The sequence below is a fragment of the bacterium genome (assembly GCA_020444325.1).
Lineage (GTDB): Bacteria > Bacteroidota > Ignavibacteria > SZUA-365 > SZUA-365 > BM516.
The window spans coordinates 74,268-95,938 of sequence record JAHLLD010000009.1; the positions used below are offsets into that span (position 1 = coordinate 74,268).

The 21,671-nt window shown below is 55.2% G+C and carries 19 protein-coding genes; 8 read left to right on the forward strand and 11 right to left on the reverse strand.

The genetic code is table 11. From position 1 onward, the window contains the following. The 4 genes from KQI65_12495 (at window position 1) to KQI65_12510 (ending at window position 5,752) form a co-directional block, all read left to right on the forward strand. Window positions 1-915, forward strand: coding sequence for a class I SAM-dependent methyltransferase (locus KQI65_12495; GenBank protein ID MCB2205554.1), 915 nt, complete (start codon window positions 1-3; stop codon window positions 913-915). Continuing rightward, entirely contained in the window at window positions 912-1,922 is a 1,011-nt protein-coding gene (locus KQI65_12500; protein MCB2205555.1) for an SPASM domain-containing protein, read from the forward strand. The genes KQI65_12495 and KQI65_12500 overlap by 4 nt, the downstream gene beginning before the upstream one ends. Window positions 1,923-2,255: 333 nt before the next feature. Further along, on the forward strand, window positions 2,256-3,026 hold the full coding sequence (locus tag KQI65_12505) for an ABC transporter permease (GenBank protein ID MCB2205556.1): 771 nt from the start codon (window positions 2,256-2,258) through the stop codon (window positions 3,024-3,026). Window positions 3,027-3,178: 152 nt separating this feature from the next. Then, a complete protein-coding gene (locus KQI65_12510) occupies window positions 3,179-5,752 on the forward strand; it encodes an ATP-dependent Clp protease ATP-binding subunit (GenBank protein ID MCB2205557.1) in 2,574 nt (857 codons plus the stop codon). Between the two features lie 117 nt (window positions 5,753-5,869). Here the strand turns inward: KQI65_12510 and apaG are convergent, their stop codons facing one another. The 5 genes from apaG to KQI65_12535 form a co-directional block, all read right to left on the reverse strand. After that, complete coding sequence (apaG, locus tag KQI65_12515) at window positions 5,870-6,253, reverse strand: Co2+/Mg2+ efflux protein ApaG (GenBank protein MCB2205558.1); 384 nt, start codon at window positions 6,251-6,253, stop codon at window positions 5,870-5,872. 112 nt (window positions 6,254-6,365) lie between these two features. Continuing rightward, window positions 6,366-7,181 (reverse strand): LPS export ABC transporter ATP-binding protein, encoded by an 816-nt coding sequence (lptB, locus tag KQI65_12520; protein MCB2205559.1) that lies wholly within the window; start codon window positions 7,179-7,181, stop codon window positions 6,366-6,368. Next, complete coding sequence (locus tag KQI65_12525; GenBank protein ID MCB2205560.1) at window positions 7,178-7,993, reverse strand: TatD family hydrolase; 816 nt, start codon at window positions 7,991-7,993, stop codon at window positions 7,178-7,180. The genes lptB and KQI65_12525 overlap by 4 nt, the downstream gene beginning before the upstream one ends. Continuing rightward, the gene (gene amrB / locus KQI65_12530) at window positions 7,993-9,234 is read right to left on the reverse strand and encodes an AmmeMemoRadiSam system protein B (GenBank protein MCB2205561.1); all 1,242 of its coding nucleotides are present in this window, start codon (window positions 9,232-9,234) and stop codon (window positions 7,993-7,995) included. The genes KQI65_12525 and amrB overlap by 1 nt, the downstream gene beginning before the upstream one ends. Before the next feature lie 11 nt (window positions 9,235-9,245). Next, complete coding sequence (locus KQI65_12535) at window positions 9,246-10,271, reverse strand: ATP-binding cassette domain-containing protein (protein ID MCB2205562.1); 1,026 nt, start codon at window positions 10,269-10,271, stop codon at window positions 9,246-9,248. 245 nt (window positions 10,272-10,516) lie between these two features. Here KQI65_12535 and KQI65_12540 point away from each other — a divergent pair, with 245 nt between their 5' ends. The 4 genes from KQI65_12540 to KQI65_12555 all read left to right on the forward strand — a co-directional run bounded on the left by KQI65_12540 (window position 10,517) and on the right by KQI65_12555 (window position 15,427). Next, window positions 10,517-12,673, forward strand: coding sequence for a SpoIIE family protein phosphatase (locus KQI65_12540; GenBank protein MCB2205563.1), 2,157 nt, complete (start codon window positions 10,517-10,519; stop codon window positions 12,671-12,673). A 56-nt stretch (window positions 12,674-12,729) separates the two neighbouring features. Continuing rightward, the gene (locus KQI65_12545) at window positions 12,730-13,095 is read left to right on the forward strand and encodes an STAS domain-containing protein (GenBank protein MCB2205564.1); all 366 of its coding nucleotides are present in this window, start codon (window positions 12,730-12,732) and stop codon (window positions 13,093-13,095) included. 112 nt (window positions 13,096-13,207) lie between these two features. After that, window positions 13,208-13,588, forward strand: a complete 381-nt coding sequence (locus KQI65_12550) for an ATP-binding protein (GenBank protein MCB2205565.1) — start codon at window positions 13,208-13,210, stop codon at window positions 13,586-13,588. A 96-nt stretch (window positions 13,589-13,684) separates the two neighbouring features. Continuing rightward, window positions 13,685-15,427, forward strand: coding sequence for a SpoIIE family protein phosphatase (locus KQI65_12555; protein MCB2205566.1), 1,743 nt, complete (start codon window positions 13,685-13,687; stop codon window positions 15,425-15,427). A 259-nt stretch (window positions 15,428-15,686) separates the two neighbouring features. On the opposite strand, the gene KQI65_12560 is transcribed toward KQI65_12555, so the two are convergent. The 6 genes from KQI65_12560 to KQI65_12585 form a co-directional block, all read right to left on the reverse strand. After that, window positions 15,687-17,048, reverse strand: a complete 1,362-nt coding sequence (locus KQI65_12560; GenBank protein MCB2205567.1) for an MFS transporter — start codon at window positions 17,046-17,048, stop codon at window positions 15,687-15,689. A gap of 34 nt (window positions 17,049-17,082) precedes the next feature. Continuing rightward, window positions 17,083-17,523, reverse strand: coding sequence for a PqqD family protein (locus KQI65_12565; GenBank protein MCB2205568.1), 441 nt, complete (start codon window positions 17,521-17,523; stop codon window positions 17,083-17,085). Window positions 17,524-17,613: 90 nt separating this feature from the next. Then, the gene (locus KQI65_12570) at window positions 17,614-19,668 is read right to left on the reverse strand and encodes an oligopeptide transporter, OPT family (protein ID MCB2205569.1); all 2,055 of its coding nucleotides are present in this window, start codon (window positions 19,666-19,668) and stop codon (window positions 17,614-17,616) included. A gap of 200 nt (window positions 19,669-19,868) precedes the next feature. Further along, on the reverse strand, window positions 19,869-20,378 hold the full coding sequence (locus KQI65_12575; protein ID MCB2205570.1) for a thioredoxin: 510 nt from the start codon (window positions 20,376-20,378) through the stop codon (window positions 19,869-19,871). Further along, window positions 20,375-21,313 carry an NAD(+)/NADH kinase gene (locus tag KQI65_12580; protein ID MCB2205571.1) on the reverse strand — a complete coding sequence of 313 codons (939 nt, stop codon included), beginning with the start codon at window positions 21,311-21,313 and terminating at the stop codon, window positions 20,375-20,377. Before KQI65_12580 ends, KQI65_12575 begins: the two co-directional genes overlap by 4 nt. Window positions 21,314-21,418: 105 nt before the next feature. Then, window positions 21,419-21,670, reverse strand: a complete 252-nt coding sequence (locus KQI65_12585; GenBank protein MCB2205572.1) for a NifU family protein — start codon at window positions 21,668-21,670, stop codon at window positions 21,419-21,421. Between the last annotated feature and the right edge of the window lies 1 nt (window position 21,671).

The window sequence follows — 21,671 nt, forward strand, 5'->3', positions numbered from 1 at the left end:
ATGCAGCAGAAGACACATAGCGTCCCGCGCATTGTACCGACACCTTCACGTAAGGTCGAGTCTGCACATGATGACGAGCATCCCACAACGTCGCACCCCGCAACGTCGCACCTTGACACCGCGCATCCCGACTATCCACGGTGGAAGCGTGCTGCCGAGAATGCCGTCCTTCGCGGATCGCTGGTCTGCCGTCTGCTCTCCGAAGCCATCCCACTTCGTGAGGCAAGGGTGCTGGATGCCGGTTGCGGTGTGGGTGGCACGAGCATTGCTCTTGCCGATGCAGGGGCGGACGTTACGGCAGTTGACAGAAATCCCGCTCGTCTCACCATGCTGCAGGAGAACCAAAGCCGTATCGAGGCAGAAGCTGGCGACCTGACTTCCCTTCGTTTTGCAGACCGCAGTTTTGATGCCGCGGTGCTGCAGGATGTTATCGAACATGTTACGGATCCACAGCTTGTGCTTCGCGAAATGGCACGCGTACTGCGTCCCTCCGGCATCCTCTATCTCAGCACGCCGAACAGGAATGCCCTGCCGAATCTCGTGGCAGACCCCCATTTCGGACTGCCGCTGGTGAGCCGAAAATCGCGTGAAGAATTGCGTCCCATCCTGCGCCGACGTCGTCCCTCGGACGCCGACCGCGATGATCTTGCACAGCTGCTCAGTGCCGAGCAGCTCAGCGCATTGCTCGGCAACGCCGGATTCAGCTGGCGTTATGTCAATCGCGCCGCCGCGAAACAACTGTTCACGCATCCCGAAACCGTGGTGTGGAGCGACATGCATCTGCGCATTGTGCGCGCACTGCGGGCGACGGGACTACAGTACCCGCTTCGCGTCCTGGTGCGTGATACCCCGGGGATATTCAATCGGTGGCTCAACCCCACCTGGTACATTCTTGCGAGAAAGGAAGGCGCATGACACTGCGCACTGTTCGAAATCTTCTTCGCTGTTTCACCCTTCGCCGTGCCTGGAATTTCCTGAGGATGTCGATTTCCTATCAGCTCTCCGCGCGTACCGGACGCAGCATCGTGTGGGGGAAACCGTGGACGCTGACGATAGAGCCGACAAACCGCTGCAACCTCAGCTGTCCCGAATGTCCTTCAGGCAACGGAGCCATGGTGCGAGCGATGGGACTGATGCCGATGGACGAATTCCGTCGCCTGGTGGATGAGGTCCGTCACGAAGTGTTTTATCTGCAGCTGTTCTTCCAGGGGGAACCCTTCATTCACAATGAACTGCTGGACATGGTGCGGTATGCGCGCAACCGCCGCATGTACGTCTCCATCAGCACCAATGCACATTACCTTCGTTCATCAAAAGCCCGCGAGGTCATAGCGAGCGGACTCGACAGGCTCATTATCTCCATAGACGGACTCACACAGGAGGTGTACGAGCAGTACCGTGTTGGCGGCAGCCTTGCAAAAGTACATGAAGCGCTCGAGAACCTCGACGCTGCCCGACGCGAGACGAAACGCAGCTGCACCGAACTCACACTGCAGCTTCTCGTGACGAAACAAAACGAAGAACAACTGCCCAAGCTGCAAGCGCTCGCCGCGAAATATCATGCACAGGTGGCGCTCAAGACCATGCAGGTGTACTCGATTGAAGGCGCGGAGAAATTTCTCCCGAGCAACCCGAAGTATTCCCGTTACGAAAATGTCGATGGCGAGTTGCGCACGCGCAATGCGCTGCACAATCGCTGCGTGCGACTGTGGGAGCGCAGTGTCGTGACCTGGGATGGTGTCGTCGTGCCCTGCTGTTTCGACAAGGACGCCGAGTATCCCCTCGGTCAACTCAACGGCCGCAGCTTCGCGGACATCTGGCAATCAGAAGAATATCACGACTTCCGCCGCCGCATCCTCCATGATCGCCGCAGTATAGAGATGTGCCGCAACTGCACCGAAGGCCTCCGCATATACCGATGAGCTCTGTTGACTCCGTCTGAAGAGGCAGAGAGCCTCGTGTCGCTCATCGGTAGTCTTTTCCTCCCGCTTCGCGGCAGGAGGCGTTTCTCCCCGCTCCGCGGGGAGAGTTCTTGGTCCAGCGCAGCTGGACAAACACCTGCTCCGCGCAGCGGAGCAAATAACCGCACCGCGCAAGCGGTGCGAAAAACTCTCCGCGACAGCGGAGAAACACCTACTCCGCAAAGCGGAGCAAACGCCTGCGACGCAAAGCGGAGCAAACGCCTGCGACGCAAAGCGGAGCAAACGCCTGCGACGCAAAGCGGAGCAAACAACATTATTCATTACATTGCGATCATGACGTTCGGCATAGACATAATTGGCCGGAGGACGATCGGCTTTTTCACGGAGCTGGGACAGGTCAGCAGGCTGCAGTGGAATATTCTGCGCAGCATGCATCGTCTGTTCAGGGACAGGCATCTGGTGATCGAGCAGATGGCGCATATCGGCGTAGGATCGCTGCCGCTTGTACTCATTATCGGTCTGTTCACCGGCATGGTTTCTTCGTGGCAGGCTGCATATCAGTTCCAGGGGATGATCAGCTTTTCACTGATCGGCGGTGCGGTGAGCCGCGCAATCTTCATTGAGCTGGGTCCCGTACTCACCGCCATTGTCATCGCGGGACGCGTGGGAGCTTCGATCGCGGCAGAAATCGGAACGATGAAGGTCACCGAGCAGATCGATGCACTCGAGAGCATGGCAATCAATCCAGTGCGTTACCTGGCCATGCCACGTTTCCTCGGTGCAGTGCTCATGATGCCTGTGCTGGTCGTCTTTGCGAACGGGATTGCACTCATCGGTGCCTTTGCCGTTGCGAACTTCTTTCTGGACCTTACTCCCCAGGTTTTCTTCGGCAGCGTCGAGCGTTTTTTCCAGTCGAAGGACATTATTTCCGGTATCATCAAGTCCCTCGCCTTCGGCGGAGTCACCTCGATTCTCGGCTGCCACATCGGCTTCAAGACCGCTGGAGGCGCGGAAGGGGTCGGCCGTTCGACAATTCGTGCTTTTGTGCTTTCTTCCGCCATGATCCTGATTCTTGACTATACGCTCTGGATCATCATTTTTTAGCTTCCACGGAACACGGGGAGGTACCGGAGGGACAAAGAGTGGCCTTGCAAGGGGGGAACCCTAGCACTATTTTTATTGTAGTACATGATACATCGCGCCTCGCACGCAAAGGGGGCTTTTCAAGCACGACTTATATATCCCCGGATAGACATATGGAAGGCAATTTTTCAAACAGAGTGCAGGAGGTCATCCGGCTCAGTCGCGAAGAAGCGCTGCGGCTTGGACATGATTACATTGGCACCGAGCATCTCCTGCTTGGCATTATCCGCGAAGGGGAAGGCATCGCTGTCAAAATCCTCCGCAATCTCGGCTGCGACCTCTACCAGGTGAAGAAGAGCATCGAAGACACCGTTCGCTCATCCGGCGGTACCATTACGATCGGTAATATCCCGCTGACAAAGCAGGCCGAGAAAGTTCTCAAGATCACCTACCTCGAGGCAAAACTCTATAAGAGTGAAGTCATCGGAACGGAGCATCTTCTCCTTTCCCTGCTGAGGGACGATGACAACATCGCTGCACAGATTCTCAACCAGTTCAATGTGCAGTACGACCTCGTGCGCAATGAACTCGACAACATTATCAGCGGCAAGCCCTCCTCACCTGCCGCTTCGCAGGAGCCGGGAAAGGCACCCGAGCGGAGTAGCGAAGGCACGCATGCACAGGCGGAGAAGCGATCCGAACGCGTGAAGACGCCGGTGCTCGATAACTTTGGACGCGACCTGACCAAACTGGCGATCGAAGACAAGCTCGATCCCATCGTGGGACGCGAAAAAGAGATCGAACGCGTTGCCCAGGTGCTGTCTCGCCGCAAGAAAAACAATCCCGTGCTCATCGGTGAACCGGGTGTCGGTAAAACGGCGATTGCCGAGGGACTCGCCCTCCGCATTGTGCAGAAGAAAGTATCACGCGTATTGCACAACAAGCGTGTGGTGACGCTGGATCTCGCAGCCCTGGTCGCGGGCACCAAGTACCGCGGACAGTTCGAGGAACGCATGAAGGCCGTGATGAACGAGCTCGAGAAGGCACGTGACATCATTCTCTTCATCGACGAGCTGCACACCATCGTGGGTGCCGGCGGGGCCTCGGGCTCACTCGATGCATCGAACATGTTCAAGCCCGCGCTCGCACGCGGTGACATTCAGTGCATCGGCGCGACGACGCTTGACGAGTACCGCCAGAACATCGAAAAGGATGGCGCGCTCGATCGCCGTTTCCAGAAAATCATGGTCGACGCCACAACAGTGGAAGAAACCATTCAGATTCTCGATAACATCAAGCACAAGTACGAAGAGCATCACAACGTACTCTACGCCAAACGTGCAATCGACGATTGCGTGCGTCTGAGCGACCGCTATATCACCGACCGCTTCCTGCCGGACAAAGCCATCGACGTGATGGACGAAGCAGGCGCCCGCGTGCATCTCGAGAACATCGTCGTTCCGAAAAACATCGTCACGCTGGAAGAAGAAATCGAGAAGATCAAAAGCGAGAAGAACCAGGTCGTGCGCAACCAGAACTTCGAAGAAGCCGCACGGCTGCGCGACATTGAGAAAAAGCTTCTGAACGAACTTGATGAAGCAAAGCGTGAGTGGGAAACCCAGTCACAGAGTATCGTCCATGACGTGGATGAAGAGGTGATCGCCGACGTCGTTTCGATGATGACCGGTATCCCGGTCAACCGCATCGCACAGTCGGAGTCCCAGAAACTGCTCAAAATGGGCGACGAGCTGAAGACCGAGATTATCGGACAGGATGAAGCGATCGACAAACTGGTGCGTGCCATCAGGCGAACACGTGCAGGACTCAAAGATCCCATGCGTCCCATTGGTTCCTTCGTTTTCCTCGGTCCCACAGGCGTCGGAAAAACTGAACTCGCCAAGGTGCTCGCCCGCTACCTCTTTGATTCCGAAGATGCGCTGGTGCGCATCGATATGAGTGAGTACATGGAGAAATTCTCCGTTTCCCGCCTGGTCGGTGCTCCTCCAGGATACGTCGGGTATGAAGAAGGCGGCCAGCTGACCGAAAAAATCCGTCGCAAACCGTATTCCGTCGTGCTGCTCGATGAAATCGAGAAAGCGCATCCGGACGTGTTCAATATTCTGCTGCAGGTGCTCGATGATGGTATTATCACCGACGGACTGGGCCGCAGGGTGGATTTCAAGAACACCATTCTCATCATGACCTCGAACATCGGGGCACGAGAGATTCGCCAGGAAGGTGTATTCGGTTTCGGTGAGGAACCGGAAGAGAAGCATCAGTATCGAGATATGAAGAAGACGCTTGAAGACTCAATGAAGAAGCTCTTCAATCCAGAATTCATCAATCGTATTGACGAAAGCATCGTGTTCCATTCCCTCACCAAAGAGCATATCAAGGAAATCATCGACATTTCCACAAAGAAGCTCTTCGATCGTCTCGGACATATGGGGCTTGCGCTCGAGTTTACGGCAGATGCCAAAGACTTTCTCGCCGAAAAGGGCTTCGATCCTAATTACGGAGCACGTCCCCTGCGCCGTGCGCTGCAGAATTACATCGAAGATCCCCTCGCCGAAGAGATTCTCAGGGGACGCTTCCCCGAAGGCAGTACCATTCTGGTTACCCTGGCCGAGGACAAGCATGGCTTCGAATTCTCGAATACGACAGACGATGGAAGCGGCAATTCTCCGGCGGAAGAGACATCCATTGTCGACGAAAGCGATGACAAGAGTGATGATTCCACCGAATAAGCTCCCCTGAAATATGCAGAATGTGCATAAAAAAAATGATCCTCCATCTGGAGGATCGTTTTTTTATGCAGTTTCTGCATATCACATTCTGATCTTATCCACCCCTGACAATTCCCGTCAATTCAGCCGTGCTTTCAGATGAAAACGCGGGATATTCACCTCAAAGCTGCTGCCATCTTCCCGCTGCATGGAATATGTCCCCTCCATAGCGCCGGCGAACGATTTCAGCACGCAAAAACTGTTGTAATGATACGTGCCGCCGGGCTTGATCTGCGGCTGCTCGCCCACGACACCCTCGCCCTCTACCTCATAATCCGGCGCGTCTGAATCGTGAATGTTCCAGTGCCGCCTGAGCAGCTTTACCGGCTGGTCTGAATGGTTTTCAAGCGTAATGAAGTAGACAAAGAAGAAATTCCGCTTCATCACATCGGACCGTTCCTCAAGAAAATAGCTCTGGACGGTGACGGTCACGCCCTCGGTGGTTTTTGTATAGGCAAGCATGGGATATGCGTCAGCTGCACTGTGGTGGAATGTGTACAGCAATGAAACGCAGAGATGGGGGTGAATAGTTCGGACCCGGGCGGGTTTCAGAAAAAAAATCTCTTTCGGATTTTTAGTACCGGTCGAGCTTGAAGCTCTCGCCGAGATAAATTTTTCTCGCTTCCTCATCATTGGCCAGTTTCTCACTGTCCCCTTCCATGAGAATATTGCCATCGAACAGCAGATATGCCCGGTCAACGATGGAAAGTGTCTCGTGTACGTTGTGGTCTGTGATAAGGACGCCGATATTCCGCTGCTTGAGTTCCTCGACAATACGCATGATATCTTCCACGGCGATGGGATCCACTCCGGCGAATGGCTCATCCAGGAGAATAAAACTGGGGTTCGTGGTGAGGGCACGGGCGATTTCCGTTCTTCTCCGCTCTCCGCCCGAAAGCATGTATCCCTTGCTGTCGCGGATATGGGCAATGTTGAAATCTTCGAGCAGCTGATTCGCCCGTTCTTTCCGCTCCTTGCGATTGAGTCCCATCGCCTCCAGTGTCGCAAGCAGATTATCTTCTACCGTCAGCTGCCGGAACACCGACGCTTCCTGCGGGAGATAACCGATTCCAAGGCGGGACCGTTTGTACATGGGCAGACGCGTAATTTCCCGGTCGTCGATGAACACTTTGCCGCTGGTGGGACGAATCATTCCCGTGATCATGTAGAATGTTGTTGTCTTACCTGCCCCATTGGGACCGAGCAGCCCGACGATCTCACCCTGGCGTACGGATACGCTGGCGCCCTTGACCACGAAGCGTTTTTTGTAGCGCTTTTTCAGTTCTTCCGAACGCAGTACGCGATCTCCCTCCCGGACCTCGAGCGGTGATATTTCCTTGTCCCGCTGCTCCAATGCCTTGTCCCGCTGCTCCAATGCTTCGCTGCTCATACCTGTGCCCGCTCCTCTGCTGCTGAAAATGAGTAGAGCCGCTCGGCATTTTGTGTCGTGACAGCGGCAATGTGAAAAATCGACTGATGTCGTGCCTGTGCGTATCGCTCAGCAATGCGGGGGATGTATGACGGCTCGTTGCGCTTGCCTCGATCCGGCACCGGCGTCATGAAAGGCGCATCCGTTTCAATGAGAAGGCGGTCATCCGGGACAAATGAAAGCACCGGATCCAGCACGCTTTTCTTGAAGGTGACATTGCCGGTAAACGAGAGATGGAACCCTGCGTCCAGTACCTGACGCGCATACGCGGGACCTGAAGAAAAGCAGTGAAACTGTCCCTCGAGACTTCCGTCCTGATGCTCACGAAGAACGGCGAGCAAATCGTCATCCGATTCCCTGTTATGCAGGATGACGGGGAGCTGTAGCGCAATCGCGGCTTCAATCTGCGCATGAAGTGCTTTCTGCTGCACCGCGGGAGTGGAAAAATCGTAGTAATAATCCAGTCCGATCTCGCCGATCGCCACCACTTTCGGATGCGCAGCCAGGCTGCGCAGCGTTTGCACAAAATCAGGTGACGCCTCACCGACATCATGTGGATGAATGCCCACGGCGAGATACACGCCGTCAAATCGCTCCGCGATGATGCGTGCTTCCTCGAACGTTTCGAAATCCGTCGCCGGGATGAGCATGCGGTCCACACCCGCGGCACGTGCGCGCGCGATCACCTCGTCGAGATCCTTTTGAAAAGTATCCCAGAACAGGTGGCAGTGGGTATCTATGAAGCGAGGGGAACGCTGATCACGATTATACATTACGATGCATCTCCTTCCCCGGCAAAGAATGCCATGCTTGCGAAGCTGACCATGGACGCGCGCTCCTCTTCATGCCATTGCTGATAATCGAACAGGCTGCCACGCGCAGGTTTCATCAGATCAAAAAACGTGGTGATGCAGGCGAACCCGTCGATGTTGGTAGCATTCCTGTTTTCACGGAGTACGTTGTAGAATTCGTCATAGTCGCATTTCTCGAGCAGTTGCAGCTGCTGTGAATCACTCTCCCGCACCGTGGAGAGCAGCTCCGCGGCGTCGGTTTCGCCGCCGAACTTTCGTCCCACATGCGACCAGTCGACGCTCAGGACGAATACAGGTTTCCGCCCGAGTTCCGAGACCGCCTGGTGAAACGCATTGATGAACGCGTTGTATTTGGCGTCCGCCGAGGCCCGCGTCCCTTCGACAAGGAACTCCTCAAAAGCCGTGCACAGCACGGGAAGAATGCGAACATCCCTCCCGCGAAAGGCATGCTGAAGGAAAAGCACAGGGAATTCGATGGAGTGTTCCTGCTTATGCGCCACATCCCTCCGTGTAAAGACATCGCCGCTGGCGGCATGGATACTGCGCACCAACTCGCTGTCCGTTTTCATCGTGCCGAGCGGTGTGGCAAAATCCTTCTCGGTCAGGAGGAACAGATCCTCGTACGAGTAGTGGCTGGTGCCGAGAATGACCACGGTATCGAAATCCGCCGACTGCAGCTGTTTGAACGCAGGCACGTAGACCTGGGGTCCGATTTTCAGATCGATATGCGGGGCGAGCACACCGAGCAGCTTTCCTTCTTCCGGCGAGAAACCATCGGCATCGAAGAGCTCCTGCAGAAAATCCGTAAGTTCTTCGGCGTCCTCGGGATAGGATTGCCCGGCATAGGCCGGATGCCGTACGTCCTGCGCCATGTAATTGGCATCCATTTCCACCCGCAAAGCAACGAAACGATCATTCTCGAGAAAGTAGCATTCATCCAGTGCCTGGATGATCTGCAGCAGAGGCGCGGGATCTATCCCCATGCCGGTTTCCGATTTGATCTCCTGTTGCAGTTCACTGATGCTTTTGCTTCCGTCAAAAAGCGCCAGAAGCAGACGCGCCTCGGGATGCAGCGAGAGCGACTTGTTCGAGTAGCCTGCGGGATCATGAAGTACGAGGATATCCTCACCTTCCTGCTGTGCAGGCAGAAGTTCGAGATCCCTGCGGAGAGGCGGAATACGTTCCGTGAGAGAATTAAACATGCGGGTATAGATCAGGTTGTTGATATCTCGTTTGCGGATGCAGCATGGGCAGTGGCCGATGGACGGGAACAGGCGTATTTGAGACAGGCTACGCGCTGACCGCCGGGCAGGTTCCCGAGCTGCGGTACCGTATGTCGGCAATCGTCGAACACCTCGGGACAACGGGTGTGGAAGGGACAGCCGGAGGGCATGTTGATCGGACTCGGTACATCCGAACCGATCAGCGGTGTGCGCCGATGGTAATCCGGGTCCGGATGCGGCGCGGCCGAAAGCAGCGCCTCGGTGTACGGGTGTTTCGAATGATGCAGCACATCCTCAACATTGCCGATTTCCACAAGGCGTCCCAGGTACATCACTGCGATACGGTCGGCAATGTGCCGCACCACCGCAAGGTCATGCGATATGAACAGGTACGTCAGGTTGAGCGCGTCCTTCAAATCCTGCAACAGGTTCAGAATCTGAGCCTGGATAGAGACGTCCAGCGCAGAGACCGGTTCATCACAGACAAGGAACTGCGGCTCAACGGCAAGCGCCCGGGCAATACCGATGCGCTGACGCTGTCCACTGCTGAATTCATGCGGATACCTGCGCGCATGGAAACTGTTGAGTCCGACCATTTCCAGCAGAGCGTCAATGCGTGCCGGCATTTCCTCACGATCGGCGAGTTCATGCACATGCAGCACCTCGCGCAGTACCGAGCCCACCGTCATTCTCGGGTTCAGCGAAGAATATGGGTCCTGAAACACCATCTGCATGTTTTTTCGCAGCTGGCGCAGATTCTTGCGCCGCAGGGCGCTAACCTCCTGACCGTCAAACATTACACTCCCGGAGGTGGGAAGCAGCAGATGCAGCAGTATGCGTCCCAGGGTGCTTTTCCCGCAGCCGGATTCTCCAACGAGACCGAGAACTTCACCTTTCTCAATGCAGAACGTCACGCCATCGACGGCGTGCACATGTTCTACGGAACTGCGCAGCAAGCCGCGCCGTACGGGGAACCATTTTTTTACGTCCTTGACCTCGACAAGAGGCTTGGGCATCTGCTGCATCCGATGCTCTGACACAATACGGTAAAATAGCAAAGAAGTGGACGCGCCGCCATTGCACGTCATGCTCTTCCGTATCTTTGGCACCTCTCGATCAGCTTCCTTCGGTAGCTGTGCCAGCAATCCTGCACTTCTGTGTGGTGTGGTGAAATCGTATATTGATGCAACCCGGAAAGAGCTTTTACGTAAGGAGAAGTATGTCCCGAAACTGAGGACTTCCGGGAATTGCAAGCAGCCTGATGAAACTCAAACAGCGCATATTTTTTCTGACCGCCGCCATCGCGTTTGTACTGGACTTTATCTACATCATTGTCCAGCGCACGCTGTCGTCCGGTGGAGCCCCGGAAGGTGATATTTTCCACACCTTCCTTGTGCTCATCATGCTGCTTTCACTCGGATATGCGTATTTCCGGCTCAGCAGCGATCATGAAAACTCCGCTGTGCAGTTGATCGGACGCACTGTTATTGCGATTACCATCTACCTGCTGATTATAGGGATCGTGCAGCTTTCGGCAATGACGGATTTCCAGTCAATTCGCGGCGTTGTGCAACCCGCATCGTACAGCACGCTGGTCGTTGCGGCAGTAATTTCGGGTATCGGAGCCATTGCGTCGGTTATCGTCTTCGCCTCGCTGACAAGGCTGATCTTCGTCAAGCGCCGGCAGAAGACGAAACGGAACTTCATCATCCTGCTCGTGCTCGGCGGACTTACCATCATTTTCGAGTTCCTCGGGAGTCCGAACGGTGTCGGACTGGGCGGTATTTCAGCGCTCAGCGGCATTCTCCTCGCCATCACCATCATGATGATGATCGTCAACGCCTTCCGTTTCTCGTGGATACTGTCCCTTACGCGGCGGGAAAAGATCATCAATCTTCTGCTTTCCCTCGTTGGATTTGTCTTTTTCATCATCCTTTCGATATATGCGAGCGGCAATGAAGCGCTGAACAAATCCCTGCTCTATTATCACCCCATGCTGCAGCAGTTCGTCGAACTCTGCTTCATTTTCGGGGCGATTTACATGGGAATCGGCTTCACCAGCACCTTGCTGCATCTGCCGACGGCGAAGGAATTCGACCGCAAACAGGTTGAGCTCTCCTCCCTGCAGAACATGAGCCGGCTGATTACGCAGGTATTCGACTTCGACGAACTCGTCGCCACCACGACGCATCTGGCACTGGAAGTGAGCGAAGGTGATGCCGCGTGGCTGGAGCTGCTGTCAGACGAAGCACTTACCCGTCCCCTTGCCGGAAATGCAAAAAGCGGGACAACGGGTGACGCCGTGCGCAGCCGGGAAACCACCATTCTGCGGAATTCCCTTAAAAACATCGATCCGGAATCCATCGCAAAACTGCGGCGCAACGACGGCAGCCCGCTGCAGTCCCTGGCCTTCGAAACCGCCAATCCCGTGCTGATTCAGGACTTTCACGGGGACCGGCGCGTCAGCGCGGAAGCGCGCAGCCTGCGTGACATCGGTACGCTTCTGATTGCGCCGCTGAGCAGACATGGCGAGATCATCGGACTGCTCTGCGTGACAAAGCGCAAGGCATACGAATTCGATCGCGACATCATGAATGTGCTCTATGCCTTTGCTGATATGGTATCGGTTGCGCTGGAGAACAGCTCACTCATACGGGAATCCATTCAGAAGGAGCGTATGGTGCGTGAGCTGCAGGTGGCGCATGAAATGCAGCGCAGTCTCCTTCCGCAGGATCTGCCTTCCTCCCCGCGATTTGAAATCGCGGCGCACTCGATTCCTGCCTATGAAGTTGGCGGTGATTACTATGATGTGCTGTCATTCGACGACAATCGGCTCGGACTCCTGGTCGGGGACGTCTCCGGCAAAGGCGTGTCTGCCGCCTTGTACATGGCACAGGTAAAGGGTATATTTCAATCACTTAGCGGCGTCAGTGCTTCAACCAGGGACATCCTCATTCGTATGAATGGGCCTCTGTGCAATGGCATGGAGCGGAAATCGTTCATCAGTCTTCTCTATGCGGTACTGCATACCGAAGAAGGACTCCTGACGTTTGCACGTGCTGGACACTGTCCGTTGCTGCATGTCCGTGACAACCGCGCTGCCTACCTTCGTCCCGAAGGTATGGCCCTGGGATTGGATCCCACACCGCGGTTTGCGGAGTCGCTCGAGGAAGAGACACTGCGCCTCGCCGCCAACGACATCGTTGTCATGTATTCAGACGGTGTGACGGAAACGCGTGACCGCAACGACGAGGAATTCGAGTATCAGCGGCTTGCGGACTGTGTGCTCGAGCATCGCGATCATTCGGCACAGGAGATTCTGACCTCTATTCTCGAGCGCGTCCAGAATTTCAGCGGGAAACAGGAAGCCGACGACGACGTCACGGTTCTTGTACTTCGCTGGAAAAACACACTTTGATTGGCAGGAAAAAAATTTAAATTGAAAAAGATTTATCCGGAATTGAGGAGCAAGGTATGAGTGAATTCTCGGTAGGTGTCCGTCAACGGGATACCATCTCCGTTCTCGATCTGCGAGGGTATCTCGATGCCCACACTGCTCCGGAGCTGGAAAAAGCCTTCCAAACGGAACTGGAAGGTGACCGTTACAACATCGTGGTCAATTTTTCCGAGCTGTCATACATCAGCAGTGCAGGACTCGGTGTACTCATGCAGTTCATCGAAGACGTGAGAAGCAACGATGGCGACATAAAGCTCTCGAATATGTCCAGCAGGGTCTACAACGTGTTTGATCTCCTCGGATTTCCGATGCTGTACGAAATCTTCGATCAGGAAGATGACGCTGTGAAGAAATTTCTGAACAAATCGGAAAATCTTTCGTAATACGTCACAGAGGGAAACGTCATTACAGGAATCATGTAACCGCTTGACATCCACGAACAAACATAGTGTAGAATCGCTGCGCATTCAGAGCCGAACCGAACTACTGGCGGACATGCGCACATTCGTCTCCGATGCCGCGCTGCGCCTCGGCTTCCAGGACGATGAAGTCGGCCAGATTGAACTGGCCATCGACGAAGCCTGCACCAACATCATCAAGCACGCCTACAAGTACAATCCCGACGGTATCATCGAAATTCGACTGAGCACACTCAAAACTGACGGGAAAACCAAGTTTATCGTGGATATTTTTGACAGCGGTATTTCCTTCGACAGCAGCCGCTACACCGCCCCCGACATGAAAGAATACTTCAAGAAGCTGCGGCACGGTGGATTGGGCATCGTACTGATGAAAAAGCTGATGGACGAAGTTGAATACGGTCAGATGGTCGGGGAAAAGAATTCCATACGTCTGGTAAAGTATCTTCCCTCCTGACCGCATCGTGCGGCAGTGAGAACGTGGAAACGCCCGATGATCGGGCTTTTTTTGTATATTCCACCTGTCTCAACCTTCAAAGATGAACCTCCGCGAATGGCACCGGAAAACACCCATACTGCACAGGATATCATTTCCGACAGCGCAGCTCTTCTTGAACTCAGTACCATACTGAATGCAGCGACGGATCTCGATTTCATTCTCGGCAATATCCTTCTCTCATGCATGGGAAAGCTGCTCGTATCCCGCGGGATGATATTCGTCGAAAAGGGCGAACAGGAATACCATCTTCGCTCCGTCAAGGGAATCGGGAAGCGGGAGGGACGTGATCATTTCACGCTCCCTGTCGCTTGGGATCATGTGCAGCATGTTGGAGAGCTGCAATCCTCTTCCAACGCCGCAATACGGGATTTCGCCGCATTCGCAGAGGATTCCGGGCTCGAGCTGCTTATTCCCATGCTGCTGGAGGAACATATGGTGGGAATTGTCGGACTGGGGAAAAAAATCACGGGACAGGAACTGCTCTCCGCCGACATCACTTTTCTCGAATCCGTTGCCGCGGTGGCCGCGACAGCGGTAAAAAGCGCCCTGACCATCGAGGAACTGCGTGTGGTGAATCGCCGCCTCGACAGCAAAGTGCAGGAAATGAACACGCTGTTTGAGATCAGCCGGGAGATGAACACCACCTTCGATCCTGACGCCATCCTCCGTATCATGAGTTATGCGCTTATGGGCCAGCTTCGCGTGATGCGCTACATCGTCTACACATCCGATGGCGAGAAGCTGCAACCGGTGCTCACCAAAATGCCGGACTTCGACTGCGACGGCGAACGCATCGCAGAGCTTTCGGACCTGCGTGAGACCGTTGTTTTCTCGGAACGCCGTCACCCGGAGAACTCCGCTGAACAACTGCTGGCGGATGTCGGCGTGCATACGATCATCCCGATGCTTTCCCAGAACACCCCGCGTGGCATGCTCTGCCTGGGTGAACGCGTCGGCGGAGGACGTTTCGACACACTCGAACTCGAGTATCTGCACGCACTGGCAAATATTACCATCTCGGCTCTCGAAAACGCGAGGCTCGTGAAGGATACGATTGAAAAGCAGCGTCTCGAGAAGGAATTAAGCGTCGCGAAGTCCATTCAGAAAGGCCTTCTCCCGAAGGAAATTCCCACACTCGCCGGATATCAGCTCGCAGCCATCAATGAATCATCGCAGCAGGTCGGCGGTGATTACTACGATGTGCTCGCAGTTTCAGACCATGAATATGTGCTCGCCATCGGTGATGTCGCCGGCAAGGGCGTTCCCGCCTCCCTGCTCATGGCGAACGTGCAGGCAGCCCTGCGCACCATCGCCCCCCTGCGCCTCCCGCTTCCGGAAGCGACGGCACGTATCAACAGCCTGATCTATTCAAATACCAGTGCGGATAAATTCATCACGTTTTTCTGGGGCATACTCGATACGAATGCACATACATTCGAGTATGTGAATGCCGGACATAATCCCCCCTACTTTCTGACCGGCGAAGCGCAATGTGATGAACTGAATGAAGGTGGACTCATCCTCGGCATCATGGGGACCACGCCACCGTATGAATCCAACAAGCTCTCCCTGCAGGGTGATGACATGATCGTCACTTTTACCGATGGCGTCAACGAAGCGATGTCACGTGAGATGGAAGAATTCAGTGATGAACGGTTGAAAGCGCTTGTGCAGGACTGCCGCAGCCTGTCCGCCAAAGACACGTTGCATCGCATCCGTGATGAAGTGCTCGCATTTACTGAAGGCGCCGCGCAATCCGACGACATTACGATGCTTATCCTGAAACGATCGGATTGATACTCCGTTTGCAGACATCCCCCGCATAAAAGATTTCCTCAGAAAACAGGCGGCGCGAGTATAACGGATTGTTCCGTTACACTGACGGCCCGAATACAACGGATTGTTTTCCCGTTTGGGAGAGAAGCGTCGTTTCTGCCCCCTCCTCATTTCAGATGATCAAATACGGGATCAGCAACCGGAAACAATCCGTTCTCCTGGGGGACGGAACGATTTCGTGGGTGCGTGCGCGAAAACAATCCGTTCTCCGTGAATGGTGCTAGCGCGTGGTTCCGAGTTCGAGGCCGAAGCCTTTTGAGCCAGCGTCCTCGCGTTTGAGAAGCCATGCGAAGAGGAGACCGACAACGCCGAGGATTGCGAACATGAGGACGGTCCACGTGTAGTCATACGTCGCGCCCTGGGCGATCATGTCTTCGGTGATGCCGGGATTGGTTTTGTCGAGGATGTAGCCGGCGAGAATCGGGAAGGCCCAGAGGCCGAGATTCTGCAGCGAGGCCATGATGCCGTAGGCGGTACCGATGCGGCGTTCATCGACAATGAGAGCGACGGAAGGCCACATGGCAGCAGGGACGAGTGAGAACGCGATACCGAGAACGAACATCGGAATATACGGGGTCACAGAGGTCAGGGAGAGTGTGAGGTGTACGATGACAAGCAGGAAGGAACCGAGCAGCATGAGGCTGGCACGTTTCCCGCGTTTATCGACAAACATGCCGAACAGCGGTGTGAAGACGATGGTACCCCAGATGATGAGGCTTGTCAGCGTACCGCTGGTATCGATGCTCAGACCGAACTTGTTGTGCAGGAGGTCAGGACAGTATGCCTGGAACGGGAAGACGGCCGAGTAGAATGTGACGCAAAGGAGGATGACATAGATGTAGGATCTGTTTTTCAACAGTGCGGTGATATCGCGCACGTGGAACTCTTCATCCGCATCGATCAGTGACTGTTTTTCCTCGCCCTTGCTTATGCTGCTGTCGAACACCATGTAGATGATAAAGAAGACGAGTCCGACACCCATCAGCACCGCTGCAATCCACAGTGCGAAGGTCCAGCCGTATTCCGAATCGATAAGCACCGGGGAGAGGATGAGGGCGAATGCCGTGCCGAGCCGTGCGATGGCAACGTTTACGGCGAATGCCGTAGCGAGTTCCTTGCCCTTGAACCACTTCACCATGATCTTGTTGATCACGACAATGCTCGTTTCCGCCCCGAGTCCGAACAGCAGCCGGCCGAACATCATCATTTTCAGCTGCGGAGAGTATGAAGGGAGAAATGCGTCCATCACGCCAAAGCCGATGCCGCCGTTCTGAAAATGCTCTGTCGCGCCGTAGGCGGTCACCACCGCACCGATGGCGCAGAATGCAACGAACAGGAAACCGGTTTTTCGTATCCCCCATTTGTCGAGGATGATACCACCGAAAATGGCCATCAGCAGGAAGGTGTTCGGAAAGGAATAGAAGGAAACGATCAGGCCGTAGTCGACATTCGAAAATCCGAGTTCCGCCTGCATGACGGATTTGATCGACGACATGGCATCGTACACGTAATAATTCGCGGCGATGACGATGCTGACCAGAATAAGAACGATCCAGCGCGTCGAAGGTGATATCTGCTTCATACCGGGTTCTTTCCTGCTGAGAAATGATGGAAGGCTATTTACGAACGGGTGTTCCGTCCGCATGCTGCATGACGATGAAACCGCGATGCGTCAGCTGTTGAATAAAGAGCTTGAGGCGATCATGCACGGGTTCGATTTCTTCTCCGAAGGCCTGCAGCAGACTTTCAGAAATAGTATGAACATTGGAATTGCCGTCACAGGCGAGCCAGACATGGGATCCAAACGCATCAAGCTTTGTGTGGATATATGCGCTTTTGCGCTTCGGAAGGAAGGCCACGGCCATCCAGTCGTATTTGAAGCGCTTGACACGAACGGTGACCATGCCCTCATCGTCCACATCGAATTCCTGCACACGGCGTGGAACGAGTTCAAGAAGGTTGAGCTGCGGCTTTTTGGAATTAAAAAACATCGATGGAACAAACCCTGCTTCGGTGAAGTGCTGCCGTGAGACGACAGGAAAATAAAAGGTAGTCATCCGTCGGCAAAACAAAAAGAGGCCGGCCCTCGCAAGAAGGCCGGCCTCATGAGCGTTGCCGTCAGTGACGGTTCGCGTCATTCATCGCGATCACTGTGCTGCGGGAGGTGCAGGTTCGTCAGGTGATCCGGCATTTTTCAGCGGCAGGCGCACAAGCACCCAGCCAATGATGGCCATGATCACGAGGCTTACGATGAAGGACGGGTTGTCGAACACGGCACCCGGGAACATTTCGAACGCGGCGAAGCCGGCAAAGACGAGACCGATAAGGGCCTCACCGGCAATAAGACCGGACGCCAACAGAACACCGACATTGTCGATGCGGGCCTCCTGTCCCGAAGTCGCCTTCATTTTCTTCTTACCCATGTCGACGAGTCCCTTGATGAGACCGCCAAGGAAGATGGCGAATGTGGTTTCGAGCGGGAGGTACATACCGACGCTGACGAGCATCGGGCTCTTCACCTGCATGAGGATGAAGGCGACGCCCATGAGCATACCGACGATAATCAGCGGCCAGGCCATCTGCTGCTCCACGATACCGCGGGAGAGAATTGCCATGAGGCTTGCCTGCGGAGCGGGAAGCTCGCGGCTGCCGAAGCCACCGGTGTATCCTTCACGGAGACCATTTGCGATATCGCCGTTGTTGAGGAACACCAGGACGCCAAACATGACGATACCGGCAAGCACGACACCGATGATATCACCGATCTGCATCTTCCAGGGGGTACCACCGAGGATATGACCGGCCTTGAGATCCTGAAGCATCTCACCCGCAACGGCTGCTGCGACGCAGACAATGGCTGCGACACCGAGCACGGCGGCGACGCCCTGCGTCTCTTCGGCACCGAGGATGACCATGATGAGTGCAGTCACAACCAGGGCTGTCAGCGTGAGTCCGCTGATCGGGTTGTTACTCGAACCCATGATACCGACAAGGTAACCGGATACTGCAGCGAAGAAGAAGGCCAGGATGATCATGACCGTCGCTGCGACAAAGGCGATGATGAACGTGGTGTTGAACAGGTAGAACGCAATCAGGAAGGTCGCAACGGCAACGCCGGCGATTCCGATCAGCGTCCAGGTAAACGGAATATCTTTCTCCGTGCGTTCGATATCGACAACGTGGCCTGCTGCGGCTTTCTTGACGTCGCTGATCGAACGCGCGATACCGGCGGTCAGGCTCTTGCGCATCATAAAGAGCGTGTAGCCTGCACCGACGAGCATACCACCGATGGCGATGGGACGCACGATGAATTTCCAGACATCATACGCGGTGTTGATCCATGCCTTGTCCATGGCCGCCGACTGCGAGAGTGACGGATCAGCGGACATCATGGCCGTTGCCATACCGGCGATGTCGAGATAAGGGGCAATGAAATAAAGAATGATGGGCGTCAACAGTCCCCATGCCATGATACCGCCTGAAAAGTTCAGGGAGGCGAGGCGCGGACCGATGATATACCCGACACCGACGTAGGCGGGACTGATCTTGAATGAGGTCAGGACCATTCCACCCTGTCCGGTGAATTTGGTACCTGTAATTGTCTGCTTGGCAAAGCCGATGAAGCGTTCCCACAGGGGCAGGAACAGCTTGAATTCGCCGGCGGCCTTTACGAGTCCACCACCGATCATGGCGCCGAAGAGGAACTTCGAGCCACCGCCGCCACCGCGGCCGGCCTTGTGGATTTCGGCTGCAGCGACGGACTCAGGATACGGCAGCTCCGGATCCTCAACCATCACGCGGCGCAGCAATGCGACAAACATGATACCCAGCACGCCGCCTGCGATCAGAATCAGCGTGGAGGTGATGTAGTTCGACGTCGTGAAAAATTCCGGCCAGATGCCGGCGACGAAGAATGCAGGAAGCGTGAAAATCGCACCTGCGGCGACGGACTCACCGATGGAACCGACGGTACGTGCGATATTCTCTTCGAGAATCGTCCCTTTCATGGCTTTGAGTATTGCCATGCCGATAACCGCCGCAGGGTACGTTGCTGCAATGGTCATACCGGCCTTGAGGCCGAGATAGGCATTGGCAGCACCCAGAACGACGGCGAGGACGAGACCGATGAGCAACGCGCGTAGCGTAAACTCCTTCATATCCGTGTCCGCGGGGACGAACGGAACATGTTTCGTCTCAGCCATACAAGTCTCCTAAATGAACAAACGATGGAAATATGATAACGAGCTGATTGATTGCGCTCCTGTGATGGGCAGTCTCGGGGATTGACTCAGAGGTATCGTTTCCGACGCATCGGACCGATTACATGAAATTACACATGCATGGCCTCAAACACAAGGAAGGAACGGGCCGGAATGCTGTTGTCAACAGCATGGTGACGGGCTTATTCGCCGTTCTGGCTCACCATGAGAATTCCCATCATATCCCTCTCCAGCGTCGCCAGCGGCTCTTCGACGATGCGTCCTATTTCTTTCCCGTCTCGCAGAAATACGAACGTCGGTACATGCGTGATATGGTATGGCGCTGCTTCCCCGCCCGGACTTTTCTTTTCCCTGTCCACCCCGATCATCTGCAGCTTTTCAGGTGTGATGCCGGCGACCTGCAGGATGCGGAGAAGACGCGGCACTTCACGTTTGCTGTCCGAGCACCATGTGCCCAGGACGCATATGATCGATACATCCGTCATATAGTTGGAAAGCTCTCCGGTATACTGCGGATCCGGTGTGTAGGAAACAAAATCATCACCGAACCATCCGGGGAGTTCGAGCAGATCCGGGATCTCCAACGGGCCGGTCAGCACCGGCTCCTCGTCCTGCGCAAATATGGGAGCAGCGAGCAGCACGCCCAGAACCCCCGTGATGAACATAGCGCGGAAAAAACTTGCCTTCTTCATCGTTGCGGTTCCTCTGGATGATGTGTGGCCGATGACATACCGTTGAATCTGCCGTCCTGCGCCCAGCTGAGTTTCCTGCGCAGGGTCTCGAAATACTGTGGTCCCATTCCCTTTACCAGAGCGACGGCATGGTCCCCGCGTGAAATATCGACCTCGACCGAAGGAATATCTTCACGCTGATAGCGTCCGTCAGCCATCACCATGACGCTGCCGTCCTCCGACCAGGCATGCACATGAATATGGCTGTCGCCGGAGACAATCACGGGACGCGCCGTCAGCGTATGGGCGCTGATGGGACTGATGATAATGACACCGCTTGAGGGCACGACGACGGGTCCCCCGGTCGCCAGCGAATACGCCGTCGACCCGGTGGGTGTTGAGACAATGAGTCCATCAGCGATAAACGTCGCAAGCAGATCGCCATCCACCACCGCTTCGACGGTGATAACCTTGGTGGAGCCGCTTTTCGCCAGAACAATATCATTCAGGGCATGGAAGCGCGTATCACCATCAGCGATATATCCGGTGATGGTCATGCGTTCTTCGATACTGTATTTGCCTTCGAGAATCTGTTCGATGGCCCAGAAGACCTCGTCGACACCGAGGTCGGAAAGGAAGCCGAGCTTCCCGAGATTGACGCCGAGCACGGGTGTTTCCGGGATCAGCGTATGCTGCACGGTTGCCAGCAGCGTCCCGTCTCCGCCGAAATTGATGACAATATCCGCCTGCTCCGCCACGGCATCCCTGTCGGCCACGCTCCAGAGGGCGCTGTCCCCTCCCTGCGGGGAGGGACGCACAGGTATCCCCTCTTCGATGATGAAGGGAATACTGCGCTCGAGAAGGAAAGCTGTGACGCGTTCGATGGCCTCGACGGCATGCGTTTTGGAGATATTCCCCATGATGCCAAATACGAGTGATGTGCGACTCGCCGACATAATGAACCTGTTGGAGAAAGCGACGTGGTAATGAGCTGCCAGATGCGCAGCATGCTGCCACGTAAATTGCAAAAGAAATATGCAGGGGGCAAGAACAGAAAGGAATCAGGCGAGTTCTATGCGCCGGATTTCCGGGAGGGCCAGCATCAATGCGCGCTCGACACCGGCGCGCAGGGTCATGATCGCCAGAGAGCAGGTTGCGCATTCGCCGAGGAAGCGCACTTCCACGATACCGTCAGGATGGACGGAGACGAGTTCGATATCGCCTCCGTCCTCCTGCAAATAGGGGCGAACGCTTTCCAGCGCCTTGAGGATGACGCTGCGGGCATCGTCGATATTCGGGATAATCGGTTCCATC